Below are 14,789 nucleotides of genomic sequence, written 5' to 3' on the forward strand. Positions count from 1 at the left end.
CTTCAAATATTGCCGCTATGAACAAAGAGCTCTATCGTTACCTCAATGACCACCTTGCGGGTTCAGCAGGGGCTATCGGAATCATCGAGAAGCTCGCCGATACTGCTGACGACCCCGAAGAGGCCGCCTTCTTTCGGGAACTTGGTGAGAAGGTCGAAACCGACCGGACGATCTTGAAGGACTTGATCGGAAAGTTGGGCGAATCCTCGAGTTCGCTATTGGAAGCCGCAGGAGTGGCGACGGGTGCTGCAAGCCGTATTAAACTCGCGTGGGAAGGTCTCGAACCTGGCCATCTTGGACGCTTCGAAGCCTTGGAGCTTCTCGCCCTCGGCATACAAGGCAAACGGCTGCTATGGCTTGCCCTCGCTGAGATCGCTCCATTGATTCCGGCGTGGACTGCCAACTTCGCCGAATTGGAACTTGATGCGATCGCGCAGCGAGACTCTGTCGAGGAACGACGTGTGGAAGCCGCCCGGGACGCCCTATCGCCGTCGTAATCAACCAGATGGGTTGGCTGAGGTCGGATTTACGCGGATCAGGTGGGTGGAGTGTGGGATTCCCGCGCGCCGTCAATCTCTTCCAGTAGCTCCTCAGGACTCACCTCTCTCTCATCAGCTCCGCCAGCTCCTCGTCATCTCCGAGGTTGATACCTTGCTCCATGGCTAGCTTCGAACGATACGAATTAAACGTGTTGTTTCTCGTTCTTCAAACAGACTGATATGGAGCGTGAGATTGGCACGCACCTCGGAAAGCTCCTGCATTCTCCGCTGCGACAGCAGGACAGAGGTCGTGATGAAGATCGAGTTGATGGAGAACAGAAGCGTAAGGCTGTCCACGTCCAAGTGCAGACCCGCGATTTGAACGACGTTCGTCGCGAGTAGAAAACCCATCGCGAAAACAAAGAAGTGCATATACACCGAGCCAATCGTTCCGAACATTCCCGCAGCGCGGCCGATCGCCCGCTCATGAAATGATGCATTGCCCGCCGAATCACGGTGTCGCTTCAACAGTTCGACGATTTGGCTTGCCCGTTATGTGAACACCACCGACTTCGATCTCCTCCTGTCGGCACGAGAAGGAATCTATCTTGAGGACTTCCGGATGTTGGAGCGGGAGAAATTGATGCTCGGAGGCACTATCGTTACTCAAACGGGACGAGGCGTTGCAACCGCCGCATGGCAGTAGCAGATGCATCGCGCATCGTGTGTAGGGAAATTTGCAAACTCTTTTGCCCTACTTCCCATCGGTTGCCTCGCGCATGGACTGATACCCAACACTCCAAGATTCAAGTGCTCCGGCATCCCGCTAGCTAACAGGATGAGGTGGCCTCCATTGGCCGCATTGGACGACATGAGTGGACACGCGGCTTCCCCTTTAACGGCATCTTCCGAATCCAAGACAATCCCTGCGGCCCCCAATAGGAGAAAGCGGCGTTTAAAAGTGCTGGTAGTCACGCCGGAACTGAATGGTAGCACGGCGTTGTCGAAAGGTGGACGGATCGCGCCGCAGGTTAAAGCGGGAGGGCTGGCCGATATGGCAACTTTCCTCGTGGACGAGTTGAGTCGCGAGGTGGACGTCCATGTGGCTTTGCCCGACTTCCGGCGTCTCGCGCCTATCGATGGGCGGAAAACATCGCACCGGCTCCATCTTTGCAAAGGGTCCGAGTTCACGCGACGAGGTAGGGTTTATGCCGACGAGCGGGCGAGCGAGCTACGCGCCGCATTGGCTTTCCAACGGGAGATCGTTCACAACGTCATCCCAAGGGTCAGGCCCGACATAATCCACTGCAATGACTGGATGACAGCCCTTGTCCCCGCCGCCGCGAGAATGATGGGGATTCCAAGCCTGTTTTCACTCCACGGACTGCGCAATGAATGGTGCACGTTGGCCGAGGTTGAGGACCGGGGACTTGATCTCGAACCGTGCTGGCAAAATCTGTTTTTCAGCCACTATCCGAAGGAATACTACGAACGTAACAGGGGCACGTCCCTCAATTTCCTGGCCACTGCGGTTCACGCCTCCGATTACGTGAACACTGTCAGCGAGGGGTTCCTGAAAGAACTTGTGGCCGGCCAGGTCGGCACGCCGGAGATCTCCGGAGTGCTCCGGCAAAAGCTTGAGTCGGGTCGGGCCTCGGGGATCCTCAATGCACCGTGCGCCTCCTATTCGCCAGTTACAGATCCTGCCCTGCCGGTGACATACGATGCCGCCGGCCACCGGGCCGGAAAACGGGAGAACAAATTGGCCCTGCAACAAGCCACAGGGCTGGAACTGGATCCTGAGGCGCCTGTGTTCTTCTGGCCATCACGTCTCGACCCTCATCAGAAAGGTTGCCAAATCCTCGCAGAGATTCTCTATCGGGTGGTCAGCGATTACTGGGGCCTTGGCGCTCAATTTGTATTTGTAGCGGACGGGCCCTTCTACAGGCACTTTCGTCACATCGCCGAATTCCACGGGCTGGAGCACCGGATTGCGGTGACACCTTTCAAAGAAGGATTGTCCCGTCTCGGGTATGCAGGTTCGGATTTCTGCCTGATGCCTTCCTCCTTCGAACCTTGTGGATTGGCGCAGATGATCGCACTGCGTTATGGCAGTCTTCCCATCGTTCATCGCACGGGGGGGCTTGCCGATACCGTTCGCCATATCCATGGCACCTCCCATGTCGGGAACGGGTTCGTTTTCGAGCATCATGACACCAAGGGGCTCCGTTGGGCAATCGACGAGGCAATCCGATTCTTCCTTTTGCCCGAGCACCAGCGTGCCCGCGATGTGTCTCGAGTGATGCGCGAAAACACATTTTCTTCGGGACCGACCGTGCAGAAGTACCTTGAGATCTACCAAACGCTCTGCCCACGTGCCGGCGACGTCAGGTAACGCCCGGGCAATGTGGGGGTAGCATCTCGGGTTCGTTGCTGGAATTGGCCGGACGAAGAATGCGGATGGGTGTCTCCGACCGCCGAATTAGCAACTGCGGAAGAGATCCTGTCGATCCCTCCATGCCTTCATCATCCACATGCCACACCGGGCCGAGTTCTCCGGAAAGAATCACGGGCCCTCGGATAGAAAGGCGAATCGCTGGAAAAGGTCGGCAATGGTTTGCTCCTAGCTCCTCAAAGTATTGCACAAGCTCGTCCCTCCGACATTCAGGCACCAGCACCAGTTCGGTCACGTCCGGCTCGAGGCTGATAGGGGTCCCCATCTCAATGCCACGCCCGATGCGCGGGAGATTCATTGCTTCCGCCATGAGAAACTTGCCGTCAATCGCCGCGTCTCGGGCGTCCACTACGAGGCGGAAGGAGTCTAATCGTGCTGCCAGCCAGGCAAGCGAACAATCATCCCGATCTTTACCCTGGGAGCCATGCGCTATAAGATCGATTCGATTGGGATGGATGTTGGCCATCCGGATAAACTCGGCGAACACGCCGACCCCTGCGCCCTCAAAAAAGCAATCCACCGTTCCTCCCGTCACAAGGGTGTGAAAATGAAAGGAGTCGAGATCCGCAGAACTGATCGAATCCAAGACGTCACTCAGACTTCCATTCCATCCCACACTGCGCGCGATGTTATTGGCCGTCCCGAGAGGCAATAAAAGCGCGGGGAATTGAGCGGCGGCACTTGCCATCCGCGCCAGGCTTTTGAAGACTTTCCGCACGGTCCCATCGCCGCCTGCAATGGCGACTACCCGTCCTGCCAGACCGCTTTCCAACTCAGCCTCCCATCGTGGGTCATCGCTCGGACAGTAGCCAACCCGATGTCCTCTGCTTTCCAGCATTCGCACGAGTTCCTCGCCACTCGGATTTGCACTACCCGCATCGGGGTTGTGAACCAACAGCACATCCATTGAGAGCGCTCTTGCATAAGGCGTGCCGCGCCTCCGTGTGTGCCCAAGGGGCCAACCTTGGCAAGCGGATCGCTAACACGCGGTATGCGAATCCTCGTGGTCAATGATGACGGAATCTATAGTCCCGGCCTACTAGCCCTGGCGCATGCTGCGCGCCTCCATGGAGAAGTTCGAATTGTCGCCCCTGATGTCGAGCAGTCGGCGATGGGTCACGCAATGACCTATACGCGTCCGCTCCGCTATCGCCCCGCCGGTCTACCGGGCTTCGAATCTTACAAGGTCAACGGCACGCCTGCCGATTGTGTGGCGCTCGGCTGCCACCAGGGGGACCACGTCGACCTCGTGCTTTCCGGAGTAAACCTGGGAGCCAATCTCGGCAACAGCATGTGGCATTCGGGAACCCTTGCTGCGGCGAAGCAGGCGGTGCTTCTCGGCGTGCGCGCCGCGGCGTTCAGTGTGCGGGGCGGCTACGAACCAAGCGACTTCGAGCGCCTGGCTCCGTACCTGGACCAAGTCGTAGAACTCATCCTCGACGGCGATGCCGAAGGATTGCTCAACGTGAACTTTCCGACGTCGGAACCCCGCGGCATCAAATGGACTCGTCAATCGGTACGGCATTACGATGGCACCGTAACTCCCGCTCAAGACCCCTATGGCCAGCGGATCTACTGGTGCTCGGTTTCTCCACTGGAGCCGGCGGAAGAAGGCACGGACCGGCATGCTGTCGACGCGGGCTACACTTCCATCACTCCGCTGAGGCTGGATCTCACCGACGAAAAGGAACTCCACCGGCTGCAGTCGCTGAACCGCGGTCCGCGCTAAAGGTTCGGCATGCGACTTGCGAGGGAGTGGCGCTATGGTTCATGACGAAGATACCGGAGAAGACGTTGAACTCGGCATCCTGGCTGGTTCCGACACCGAGTTCAGGTCGGAAACCCTTTACTTCCTTGTGCTAGATCGCTTCGCCGTTGGCAATCCGGACAAGGTCCGCGAAGAGGATGAGATGTTCGATCCAACCCATCAGGACTGGCATCGGTATTGGGGCGGTGACTTGCAGGGCGTGATCGACAAGCTGGATTATCTTCAGTCATTCGGGGTCACGGCGATTTGGACCACTCCGCTGTTCGAGCAGGTTCGGTCAATGACCGTGGGGGACACACCTCGTGCGCCCATCCACGGATACTGGACAAGCGATTTCAAACGCATCAATCCGCGTTGGATGAATGATCCCTCCGAAAAGCACCTATTCGATCGTGAGGACACCGTTTTCGACAAGCTGCTCGTTGACCTCCATGGTCGCGGAATGAAGTTCGTACTCGATATCGTCTGCAACCATAGTTCGCCGCAGACGAGCGAGGGCAAGGGGCGCCTTTACGACGACGGAAAGCTGGTTGCGGACTTCGACAACGATGTGGACCACTGGTATCATCACTACGGTGAAACGCAGGACTGGAACGACGAGTGGCAAGTGCAGAACTGCGAGCTCGCGGGCCTCGCCACCTTCAACGAGAATAACATTCTCTTCCGGAACTACATCAAGGATGCGATCGCCATGTGGATCAGGAAAGGGGTGGATGCCTTGCGGGTGGACACGGTGAAGCACATGCCTCTTTGGTTCTGGCAGGAGTTCACCGCTGACATGACCGTGGCAAATCCCAACCTTTTTCGCTTCGGCGAGTGGATCCATTCTCGCCCCGACGACCCGCGCGTAACGGAATTCGCCAACAAGTCCGGAATGAGCATCCTGGACTTCGCCTACTGCAATGCCGTCCAGCGTTGCCTCGCCCAGAATGAAGAAGCGGGCTTCCAACTGGTTCAACAGGTGCTCGATCAGGATGGAAACTACTCGGGGGCCACCGAACTTGTGACCTTCATTGAGAACCACGACCTGCCTCGTTTCCAATCCCTGGGTGCGTCCAACGAGATGATGGATCTGGCGCTGGTCTTGTTGATGACGTCGCGCGGCGTGCCTTGTCTCTACTACGGCTGCGAGCAGTACTTGCACAATGATACGAACGGCGGCGAGGATCCCTATAACCGGCCGATGCTGGAGAACTGGGAGCCTACCGAGGCAACGCGGCGAATCGGAATCCTAGCAAAGGAGAGGAAGCGCAACCAAGCTTTCCAGTGGGGATGTCACTGGCCGAAATGGGTCGATGCCGACTCCTACGTGTATCTAAGGCAGTATCGCGACTCCTACTGTCTTGTATTTTTGAACCGCGGCGGCGACCGGACCCTCCGGGTGGACAATGTGGAGTTCCCCGACGGAGACCATGAATGCTTAATTACTGGGCAGAACGTCCATGTTGAAAATGGGGTCGCCGAGGTGGAACTCCCATCGCTTGGGAGCATTGTCCTTTCCAAGCGTGGGAGAAGGGTCACGGCCCAGACAATCATTCGGCTCCAGGTGAATGGCGCGCCCACCCAGCCAGGCGACAGGGTCGTGGTCGTGGGTGATTGCCCGGAGCTCGGCTGCTGGGACCTCCAAAAGGCTTACGAATTGCAGTGCGTCAACTCCAACACGTGGTTTGGGGAACTGCCCCTGAATGAGTCCGCGGGAAGGGTGATCGGTTACAAGTTCGTGGTATTCGCCGCAGACCGGCAGACTCCTCCACAGCGTGAGAACCGAGCGGTACGGCGACGGCTTGTTATTCCGGAGGGAACGGCGAAGTGGCGCGACCGGTGGGAGAGCTGATGGAAAGGGTCAGCCCGCCCGGGATAAGGCAGTACTCTCGATGGTCACCTCTAAGCTCATCAAGTGCTCTTCTCCGGGCGAGAGGAACACTTGCACCTCTTGTGGAAGCACAGGCTCCACCGCCACGAAATGATCGTAATCTCCTGGCGCGATGTCGCGGGCCTTCGCGGCCTCTTCCGGCCCAGGATTCCACACGACCGTGCCCCTGTGTCCCGCCCCCTCGACGGTGATCCGCCTGCCGAGGGTCTGGTCGCAAAGCGTAACGGGCCCTGTGGTTTGATAGATTCGGTCCACCTCCCCCTCAATCCGGAGCCGACCGGCATCACCCGCCTTGAAGCGCCCGCTCGTCTTGTCGAAGTAGCCTGCATCAGTCACGCCGCTAACGACGAGTCCCTCCAACCCTCCCACGACGAAATAGGGATGGAACGCGCCCCCCGCCGAGAAGGCGCTGTCCCCGGTATTTTTCATCCGGAGCCTCATGGCAAGCCGTGCTCCCATGCAAATCTCCAAATCGAGCCGGAAGCGATGAGGCCACAGGTCTCGCGTGTCGGCATCGTCCTCAAGCCAGAATCCCATGCGGACCTCATCGTCGTTCGTCTCCATGTAGCCATGGGTCCAGACCATCAACTGCGCGAATCCATGGAGCGGAAGAGAGGAACAGTCCGGGTGATCCGCAAACCACGGCCAGCAGATCGGAATGCCACCCCTCACCGCAGTATCTTCCACTGGAACGGAGCGGCGGCTGCAATATAGGACCGGATCAAATCCCGTCGGCGTCCACTCCAGCAACTGGGCGCCGCGGTGAGCCACCCGCGCCCGGGAACGGATGTGGCGGATCTCATGAACCGGAAATCCGGGAACTGATTCTGCTCTGAAAATTTCCGTCATTGCAGAGGGTCACTCGTAGCCGGCCAAAATCAACCGACGTTGGCGTGCCGCGATAAACGGGCTTGGGAAGACTCAATCCGCGTTGCAAACACGCACAGCTGGCGATGAATTTCAGCCCGAAGACGATGATTAGCGTTGTGAATATCTGCCCCTGCCTCATGCATTTTCTCAGGGAAAGTCGGAGCGATTCCGATCAGAGATTCTTCACCGAACTCTATCGGTCGCTTGCTACCCGCGTACTAAAAAGCGCGCCAAGGGCAGAGAGTTTGGATGGCAAGGGCGAGTCCTTGTTTCACAAGGAAGTCCGGGAGGCAATTTTGGACAACTTCGTAAAGCTCCTAATGAGCGATCGAGAAGGCTATTCGGAGTACTTGGACTTTTACGAGATACGCTTCGACAGCGCAGTTGCCTGTATGCGAGATTCAGCCCAACGACAAATTCGCCGTGCCCATAAGCGTCTTGTGCCGATCGGGGATCCCGACTCTGGCGAACTTTCTTCAGCAGTTGAAGCCTCGGCAGGAACCTTCGATCCCTTCTCAAATCCAGAATACTGCAGAAATGAATACCGGTTGAGGCTGGATGCGGCGATTAACCAGTTGCCACCTCTGCAAAGAAGCATCATGGAAGTGATCAGAAACGGATTCCCTATCGAGTCGAAAGACCCCGGCGCGGCGTCAATTTCAAAGACGCTTCAGAAAGCTGAGAAAACCATCCGCAACCAACGGAACAAGGCCATTGAAAGCCTTCGTGAAGCGCTCAAAATATCTAGCCAGCCATGACAAAACATCCGTCAGACCCAGCCCTAGAGGATGGATTGGAATCCTTCGCCATGGAGCTTGATCATGGCGGGGCGACCTTGGAGGGCTATCTCCGCGAGTTTCCTCAGCATCAGTGGAACTTCTGGATCTCTCTCGTGAGCTTACCCGACCGGTTTCTACGGCTGTCGATATTATGTCCGCGGATGACGAGAATCTTATTGATGAGGCGTTAGCGCGACATCTTCATTCTTCGTTGACTCGAAATCCTTTCTCCAATCTCACCGTCGGTCGGCTGCGAGAGATGGCGAGGGAACTCGAAGTGCCCCGACAAATACTTTCCGCTTTCCGCGACCGCGCCGGACTCGGAGCTACGGTCCCCCCAGGTTTTCTTCGACGATTCGCTACTGTGCTCGGAATCGCATTTGACCAACTTACTGCTTTCGTTAATTCGAGACCCGAGGGAATCACGGCCCGCAGCTATAAGTCCGATGAAAAGCCAGCGGAGCTGCAACCTGTGACCTTCGAGAGACTGCTTATCGACGCCGGCGTTTCGGTTGAAACCAGGTCGAAGCTTTTGAAGGACGAATGAACGGGACTGAACTGGCCCGTCAGCTTGCTCCTATCCTTCACGAGCAAGCAGTGCAAAGGGGCCACGATCCTTGGCATCCCTATGCATTCGCGGTGGCAGAAGCCAATGGCAACGACATTGATGTCGAATCGGTGGACCCATCTGCCCACCTGTTGAACGGGGGACGTGCCGTATTTCTTCCTTCAGACCGTCTTATCCTGCATCAGAATTCAGAGGATCTATTTACCCCAGCATTCCTAGTAGCCCACGAAATTGGGCACGCCTTATTGGGTGACGGCAATGGAGAGGTGGACGTAATTGATCCAGCTCGTGCTGTCGAACCTTCAGCCGTCGGCAGCGAGAGGGTTGTCGAGAAATCCGTCAGGCGCGCTTCCTTGCCGACCAGATGAAAGTTTTCCCGCCAGTAGTTCTCCTTGAACGTGGGATCAATAGCCTCAGCAGCGGTTTTCTTTTCCAGCTAGGCCACCCGCAATCGCGCCGAGTGTTTTTCGCCGTGGGGGCGACTGCGTTCAGCGTCTTGCCAAATCCGTTTATGACTCTGCGTTTGCAACTCGCACCACCGCCAATCAAAAAGCATCACTCATCGGCAATGCCAAGCCTCAGCTTAACCTCGTCCGATAGTCTATCCATCGACTCAGACGGCGCAATCGCAGAGGCAGTCTCATCTAGGATCTCGTTCACCTGCGCTGCGGTAGCTCCCGGATAGTCGCTCACGAATTGCTCGATGAAGTAGCGACGCTCATGCTCTTCGCTGAGCGCAACTGTGCGGCGATCCTGCGGGGTATTTCCTTTTTCGTCACTCATGATTTGAGATGGTTTGGAGAGGCCCTCGCAGGCGACATGCCGGTCCATTCGAGCCATGGTGGAACACCTCCTGCGAGCATCTAGGCATGTCCCGACCCGCCGGAAGCAAGCGCACGCCCGCTCTAACGAAGTATCGCGATAAGCGAAGCTTCACCGCCACACCTGAGCCGAGCGGCAAGAAGGGAAGCAAGGCTGGCTATTCGTTCGTCATTCAAGAGCATCGCGCCCGTAGTCATCATTTCGATTTCCGGCTTGAGATGGATGGGGTGCTCGTAAGCTGGGCTGTCCCAAAAGGTATCCCGGAAGATCCAGAAACAAAGGGTCTCGCCGTTCACGTAGAGGATCACCCCCTTGAATACGGCAGGTTCGAGGGTGAGATCCCCAAAGGCAACTATGGAGCCGGCACGGTGAAGATCTGGGACAATGGGACTTGGGAGCCGAAGGGGCGTACATGGCGGGGCGACTACGAGAAAGGCAAGCTGAAGTTCTATCTCCACGGCACGCGCCTCCACGGCGAATACCTCATCGTCCGCACCGAGGAGCCTAACTGGGTCTTGCGCAAGCTCTCCGATGCCGCTCCCACCAAGGGCGCATCCAAGCTCGCCAAGGAAACGCCTCACTTCATTCCGTTCCAGTTGGCGAAGGTGGTCCCCGCGGTTCCGGCGGGCCCTGACTGGATTCACGAAATCAAACTGGACGGCTACCGCATTCAGGTGATCAAGGCCGGCGGGAAGGTCACGATCTATACTCGCAATGGCCACGACTGGACCAACAAGTTCGCGGCACTTGCGAAGCAGGTCGGCAAGCTATCTCCGAAAGACTTCATCCTTGATGGTGAAGCGGTGGTTTTTGATGCGAAGGGGAAGACCAGTTTCGGTCTCCTGCAGGCGGCGGTCGGAGTCCGCTCCCGAAAACAGGCAGGGATCGAGGTCGGTTTTGTCGCTTTCGACCTCCTGCACTTCGATGGCTTTAATCTCCGGCCCCTGCCTTTGGCAGAGCGGCTGAAGTGGCTGGATAAGCTCCCTCTTTCTGACACCGGGACCATTCGACGCTCGAAGTATTGGAGCGAGGATGCGGGGGCTGACCTGTTCCGGGAGGCCTGTCGGCTGGAACTGGAGGGCATCATCTCGAAGAAGCTGAGCCAGCCATACGGTCCTGACCTTCGCGAATGGACCAAGAGCAAGTGTCGCCCGCGGCAGGAGTTCGTGGTCTGCGGATATCTGCCGCCGAAGAGCTCGCTACCTGCATTCGCATCGTTGCTGCTGGGAACCGTTGAGAACAGCAAGCTGGTGCCCCGCGGAAAGGTCGGCACCGGCTTTACCGAGGACAGGCGTCGCGAGGTCCTGGCACAACTGGAACCCCTCCGCACCAATGAGCCCGCATTCAAGGTGGACGAGCGGGGCGTCGTCTGGGTGCAGCCGCGGCTTGTCGCTGAGGTGGAGTATGCCGAGATCACCCGGGACGGCTCGGTGCGCCAGGCCAGTTTCATCGCCTTGCGCGAGGATAAGGGTGCGCGGGACGTTCACCTCGAAGGAATCCAGCGCGCCCGCGCTGATGCTAAAGGAGTCAAAGTCCACGCCATCACCATCAGCCATCCGGAGCGAGTCGTTTACCCGGCGGATGGGATCACGAAATTCCAGGTCGCGGAATACTTCGAGCGGGTGGGCGATCTCATGATGCCCTTTTTAAAGGATCGGCCACTAGCCCTGCTCCGCGCTCCCAGTGGCGTGGGTGGCGAACTGTTTTTCCAGAAGTCATTCAACAAAGGACAGCCAACCAACGTCTTCGGCAAGACCCTCGCCGACGGAACAGAAACAATCTTCGTGAAAGATGTCCGGGGGCTCGTGTCACTCGCGCAGTTCGGAGTCATCGAATTGCATCCATGGGGCGCGAAATATCCTCAAGCTGACAAGCCCGACGTTCTCATTTGGGATCTCGACCCGGATGCCGAGGTTAGCTGGGACGAGGTGAAGGGCGCCGCGTTCCTGCTCCGCGACTTTCTCCGCACGCGCGGCTTGGAAGCTCTGGTGAAGACCTCCGGAGGCAAAGGCTTGCACATCCAACTTCCACTGAAGCCCATGTATGGATGGGACGTGTTGAAAGAGTTCACGAAGCAAGTCTCAGCAGCAGTGGCTGCCTTCAATCCGCCGAAGTTCACGACCGTAATTTCCAAGAGTCGCCGGAAAGGTAAGATCTTCATCGACTACCTCAGGAATGGCCGTGGCGCTACGTGCATTGCACCGTGGGGGCTTCGAGCGCGTCCGAGAGCACCGATCTCAATGCCCGTTGACTGGGATGATCTCGCAACCGTCACACCGGCTGGCTTTACCATCGAGGAACCGCCGCAAATGCCGCAAGAGTGGAAGGATTTCACGGCGCAGCGGATCACGAAAGCACATCTCAAAGAGTTGGGACTGGCATGAAGATAGCCACCTACAATGTCAACGGAGTGAACGGCCGTCTGCCCGTGCTGCTACGATGGCTCGCGAAAAGCCGCCCGGATGTCGTGTGCTTGCAAGAGCTGAAAGCCCCCCAAGATCGGTTTCCCATTGGAGCTATTAACGACGCGGGCTACGGGGTCATCTGGCATGGTCAGAAAAGCTGGAATGGGGTGGCCATTCTCACCAAGGGAAGCACACCGGTAGAGACAAACCGGGGACTGCCTGGTGATCCGGAAGACCTGCACAGCAGGTATATTGAGGCCGCCATCGATGGAATCACCCTCGGCTGCCTCTATCTGCCCAACGGCAACCCTGCACCCGGCCCCAAGTTCGATTACAAGCTCCGGTGGTTTGACCGTCTTCACAAGCACGCACGGAAATTGATGAAGGCGGATACTCCCGTCATTCTGGCCGGCGATTTCAACGTCATTCCCACCGAGATGGATGTCTACAAACCTGCGTCGTGGGTCGATGACGCCCTCTTCCGCCCAGAGACCCGGGCCGCATTTGAGAAACTCGTCAAACAAGGATGGACCGATGCTCTGCGTACGCTTTTTCCTAACGACAGGATCTACACTTTCTGGGACTACTTCCGGAATTCCTTCGCTCGCAATGCCGGACTCCGCATTGATCATTTCCTCCTAAGCCCCCATTTGGTCGCGGGGCTCGCAGACGGCGGTGTGGATAGGGAAGTCCGGGGATGGGAGAGAACCAGCGACCACGCTCCCATCTGGATAGAGGTGGGTTTGCCATCTCTTGGCAAGCCTCCGAAGGCATCAAAAAAGCGTGCGCGTGACCTCCGACACGATTAGCCACGGCGTCGAAAGCAATGGAGGATTACGCGCGCGACTTTCCGATGATGACCGACGACGCTACCTTGATAGCAATCGCCGAGGGATTCCTGGCGTTAGATGACTACGAAGAGGCCTTCGAATACATCGAATCGCTTCCGGTGAGTGTGCAGCTGCGCCCGGCACTTCTTGAAGTCCGCGTTCTCTGCGCCATGGCACTGGCGAAACTGGAGATGGCAGAGACGCTAGCGATCATTCTCGGAAAGGCGGGCCATGACCATGCCCGTTTCGCAGCCCGCGTCCTTCGCGAACTCGCTACACTGTACTTCGTGGGCGGAGATTCCGCGCACGCGCGCGAGCTAATCATGAAGGCCATCGACATCTGGCCGAATGAGAGACTCTCTCGTGGCTGCTCGGCTGTCGGAGGACGGCCAACTCGTCGAGATGAACCGCTTGAGTCGTACTTCTGCGCGATCAGCTTTCGAGCCAGGCCAACGGCGTCTGCGGAGACACAATCGCGGCAACCTCCTTGAGCCCGCTCAGCCCGAGGCGCTTCGCCTTCAGCACCAACCGCCTCCTTTGATCGTCACTGAACTTCAGGCGCTTCCCACCCTGCAACTCCCTGAGCACGCGAACCTCCTCTTGGAGATACTCGATGACGTCCAGCTGTTGTCGGTTGATCCAACCAGCGAGAGCCACCAGGACGAGAGTTCCGATGCCCATCCCAGTAACTTGGCAGAGTGACAGCAAGTTGCACAGACCAGAAGGGAGCACCCCTCAGGCGGGCAATAAACACTGAAAATCAGACGGTTCCGCGAGAATTGAATTTCCGGTCACTACGGCCGAAATTTCGCCAACCTCGCGCGCTCATCAACCGCTGGATGTGTGGATTGCACCCCGCGATCGAACCTCGCCACCTACAGCGGCCTTTTCGATCATGTGCGCCGACTCTTCGCCGCGACGCCGGTCGCGCGACGCCGTCGTTACGGCCCCGGCCGATTCTCCTTCAACGTGGCGGAGGGCCGCTGCCCTACCTGTGAAGGGGAGGGCTTCGTCATGGTCGAACTACTGTTCCTCCCCAGCGTTTACGCCCCCTGCTCCTCCTGCCAGGGTTCCCGGTACAACGCCCAGACGCTTGAGATCGAGTGGCGGGGAAAGAACGTTGCCCAAGTGCTGGCCATGACAGTCGAAGAGGCATGCGAGTTCTTCGCGGGGGAAGAAAACGTCATGCGCTCCCTCTCGGTGCTCCGCGAGATCGGAGTCGGCTACCTGCGCCTCGGCCAGCCGGCGACGGAACTCTCCGGCGGCGAAGCCCAGCGAATCAAACTGGCCACCGAACTGCAAAGGGCGCAACGCGGCAATACCCTCTACATCCTCGACGAGCCGACCTCGGGCCTGCATCCCGCCGACGCCGACCGCCTGATGCGTCAGCTCCAGGGCCTCGTGGATGCGGGAAACACCGTCCTAGTCGTCGAACACGACATACGCTCCATCGCCCAGACCGACTGGGTGATCGATCTCGGTCCCGGCGCTGGTGAGAACGGGGGGCGCATCATCGCCACCGGCACCCCCGTCGAGGTCTCCAAGGCAAAAAGCAGTCGCACCGCGCCCTATCTCGGGGCGCTCTTCAATAAGGTCGTGGCAGCCAAGTAGGCTGCGGGCTTTGGAAATACGGTCGTCCGCAGCGGGCATGTTCCCACGTTGAGGAAGAAGGACGAGTCCAAGTATGCGGCTCCTACCACCCGCCTGAATAGGTGAGCGCTGCCACCATTGGCTCGACCGCGCGCGGTCCGTCGTAGCGCACGCCGTTGATGAAAAAGGTTGGCGTTCCGTTCACCCCGCTCCTCAGCCCACTGCTGAAATCTTCGCGCACGCGGCCGGCATAGACATTGGCCGTGACTTCCATGATCAGGCGGGAAGCATCGAGTTCCAAGATCGCCGCGTATTCGGCGAGGTCGTCATAATCGAGGGCATCCTGGTTT

Annotated in this window: 14 protein-coding genes and 1 pseudogene; 9 read left to right on the forward strand and 6 right to left on the reverse strand. The window is 58.1% G+C overall.

Features of this window, described 5'->3' with window-relative positions; translation table 11 throughout:
• Positions 1–17 precede the first annotated feature (17 nt).
• Positions 18–497, forward strand: coding sequence for a hypothetical protein (locus tag WKV53_RS27850; protein WP_341408129.1), 480 nt, complete (start codon positions 18–20; stop codon positions 495–497).
• A gap of 165 nt (positions 498–662) precedes the next feature.
• On the opposite strand, the gene WKV53_RS27855 is transcribed toward WKV53_RS27850, so the two are convergent.
• Positions 663–1,007, reverse strand: coding sequence for a DUF1003 domain-containing protein (locus tag WKV53_RS27855; protein ID WP_341408130.1), 345 nt, complete (start codon positions 1,005–1,007; stop codon positions 663–665).
• A 343-nt stretch (positions 1,008–1,350) separates the two neighbouring features.
• Between WKV53_RS27855 and WKV53_RS27860 the strand changes: the two genes are divergently transcribed.
• Positions 1,351–2,874, forward strand: coding sequence for a glycogen synthase (locus WKV53_RS27860; RefSeq protein WP_341408131.1), 1,524 nt, complete (start codon positions 1,351–1,353; stop codon positions 2,872–2,874).
• Here WKV53_RS27860 and WKV53_RS27865 read toward each other — a convergent pair.
• The gene (locus WKV53_RS27865) at positions 2,867–3,841 is read right to left on the reverse strand and encodes a diacylglycerol/lipid kinase family protein (RefSeq protein WP_341408132.1); all 975 of its coding nucleotides are present in this window, start codon (positions 3,839–3,841) and stop codon (positions 2,867–2,869) included. The genes WKV53_RS27860 and WKV53_RS27865 overlap by 8 nt on opposite strands.
• Positions 3,842–3,925: 84 nt before the next feature.
• Between WKV53_RS27865 and surE the strand changes: the two genes are divergently transcribed.
• Together surE and WKV53_RS27875 are read left to right on the forward strand one after the other, a co-directional pair.
• Entirely contained in the window at positions 3,926–4,663 is a 738-nt protein-coding gene (gene surE, locus WKV53_RS27870; protein ID WP_341408133.1) for a 5'/3'-nucleotidase SurE, read from the forward strand.
• A 34-nt stretch (positions 4,664–4,697) separates the two neighbouring features.
• The gene (locus tag WKV53_RS27875) at positions 4,698–6,536 is read left to right on the forward strand and encodes an alpha-amylase family glycosyl hydrolase (RefSeq protein WP_341408134.1); all 1,839 of its coding nucleotides are present in this window, start codon (positions 4,698–4,700) and stop codon (positions 6,534–6,536) included.
• A gap of 9 nt (positions 6,537–6,545) precedes the next feature.
• On the opposite strand, the gene WKV53_RS27880 is transcribed toward WKV53_RS27875, so the two are convergent.
• A complete protein-coding gene (locus WKV53_RS27880; RefSeq protein ID WP_341408135.1) occupies positions 6,546–7,424 on the reverse strand; it encodes a D-hexose-6-phosphate mutarotase in 879 nt (292 codons plus the stop codon).
• A 104-nt stretch (positions 7,425–7,528) separates the two neighbouring features.
• On the opposite strand from WKV53_RS27880, the gene WKV53_RS27885 reads away from it, so the two are divergent.
• Together WKV53_RS27885 and WKV53_RS27890 are read left to right on the forward strand one after the other, a co-directional pair.
• Positions 7,529–8,203 carry an RNA polymerase sigma factor gene (locus tag WKV53_RS27885; RefSeq protein ID WP_341408136.1) on the forward strand — a complete coding sequence of 225 codons (675 nt, stop codon included), beginning with the start codon at positions 7,529–7,531 and terminating at the stop codon, positions 8,201–8,203.
• A 564-nt stretch (positions 8,204–8,767) separates the two neighbouring features.
• Positions 8,768–9,160, forward strand: a complete 393-nt coding sequence (locus tag WKV53_RS27890; RefSeq protein ID WP_341408137.1) for a hypothetical protein — start codon at positions 8,768–8,770, stop codon at positions 9,158–9,160.
• Positions 9,161–9,347: 187 nt separating this feature from the next.
• Here WKV53_RS27890 and WKV53_RS27895 read toward each other — a convergent pair whose 3' ends face one another.
• Positions 9,348–9,575, reverse strand: coding sequence for a hypothetical protein (locus WKV53_RS27895; protein WP_341408138.1), 228 nt, complete (start codon positions 9,573–9,575; stop codon positions 9,348–9,350).
• Between the two features lie 86 nt (positions 9,576–9,661).
• On the opposite strand from WKV53_RS27895, the gene ligD reads away from it, so the two are divergent.
• Together ligD and xth are read left to right on the forward strand one after the other, a co-directional pair.
• A complete protein-coding gene (gene ligD / locus WKV53_RS27900) occupies positions 9,662–11,998 on the forward strand; it encodes a DNA ligase D (RefSeq protein ID WP_341408139.1) in 2,337 nt (778 codons plus the stop codon).
• On the forward strand, positions 11,995–12,828 hold the full coding sequence (xth, locus tag WKV53_RS27905; RefSeq protein ID WP_341408140.1) for an exodeoxyribonuclease III: 834 nt from the start codon (positions 11,995–11,997) through the stop codon (positions 12,826–12,828). The genes ligD and xth overlap by 4 nt, the downstream gene beginning before the upstream one ends.
• A gap of 453 nt (positions 12,829–13,281) precedes the next feature.
• Here the strand turns inward: xth and WKV53_RS27910 are convergent, their stop codons facing one another.
• Positions 13,282–13,530, reverse strand: a complete 249-nt coding sequence (locus WKV53_RS27910) for a hypothetical protein (protein ID WP_341408141.1) — start codon at positions 13,528–13,530, stop codon at positions 13,282–13,284.
• A gap of 171 nt (positions 13,531–13,701) precedes the next feature.
• Between WKV53_RS27910 and WKV53_RS27915 the strand changes: the two are divergent.
• Positions 13,702–14,460, forward strand: a pseudogene (locus WKV53_RS27915) (excinuclease ABC subunit A); the annotation flags it as partial.
• 82 nt (positions 14,461–14,542) lie between these two features.
• Here the strand turns inward: WKV53_RS27915 and WKV53_RS27920 are convergent.
• On the reverse strand, positions 14,543–14,789 hold a 247-nt coding region (locus tag WKV53_RS27920; protein ID WP_341408143.1), incomplete at its 5' end, for a DsbA family protein.

It is taken from the genome of Luteolibacter sp. Y139 (assembly GCF_038066715.1).
GTDB classification, from domain to species: Bacteria; Verrucomicrobiota; Verrucomicrobiia; order Verrucomicrobiales; family Akkermansiaceae; genus Haloferula; species Haloferula soli.

What these genes read in the sequence shown, in the direction of transcription:
- WKV53_RS27850 (WP_341408129.1), top strand. Translation starts at nt 18, where the DNA reads ATGAACAAAGAGCTCTATCGTTACCTCAATGACCACCTTGCGGGTTCA.
- WKV53_RS27860 (WP_341408131.1), top strand. Translation starts at nt 1,351, where the DNA reads ATGAGTGGACACGCGGCTTCCCCTTTAACGGCATCTTCCGAATCCAAG.
- WKV53_RS27865 (WP_341408132.1), bottom strand. Translation starts at nt 3,841, where the DNA reads ATGGATGTGCTGTTGGTTCACAACCCCGATGCGGGTAGTGCAAATCCG.
- surE (WP_341408133.1), top strand. Translation starts at nt 3,926, where the DNA reads ATGCGAATCCTCGTGGTCAATGATGACGGAATCTATAGTCCCGGCCTA.
- WKV53_RS27875 (WP_341408134.1), top strand. Translation starts at nt 4,698, where the DNA reads ATGGTTCATGACGAAGATACCGGAGAAGACGTTGAACTCGGCATCCTG.
- WKV53_RS27880 (WP_341408135.1), bottom strand. Translation starts at nt 7,424, where the DNA reads ATGACGGAAATTTTCAGAGCAGAATCAGTTCCCGGATTTCCGGTTCAT.
- WKV53_RS27885 (WP_341408136.1), top strand. Translation starts at nt 7,529, where the DNA reads ATGAATTTCAGCCCGAAGACGATGATTAGCGTTGTGAATATCTGCCCC.
- WKV53_RS27890 (WP_341408137.1), top strand. Translation starts at nt 8,768, where the DNA reads ATGAACGGGACTGAACTGGCCCGTCAGCTTGCTCCTATCCTTCACGAG.
- WKV53_RS27895 (WP_341408138.1), bottom strand. Translation starts at nt 9,575, where the DNA reads ATGAGTGACGAAAAAGGAAATACCCCGCAGGATCGCCGCACAGTTGCG.
- ligD (WP_341408139.1), top strand. Translation starts at nt 9,662, where the DNA reads ATGTCCCGACCCGCCGGAAGCAAGCGCACGCCCGCTCTAACGAAGTAT.
- xth (WP_341408140.1), top strand. Translation starts at nt 11,995, where the DNA reads ATGAAGATAGCCACCTACAATGTCAACGGAGTGAACGGCCGTCTGCCC.
- WKV53_RS27910 (WP_341408141.1), bottom strand. Translation starts at nt 13,530, where the DNA reads ATGGGCATCGGAACTCTCGTCCTGGTGGCTCTCGCTGGTTGGATCAAC.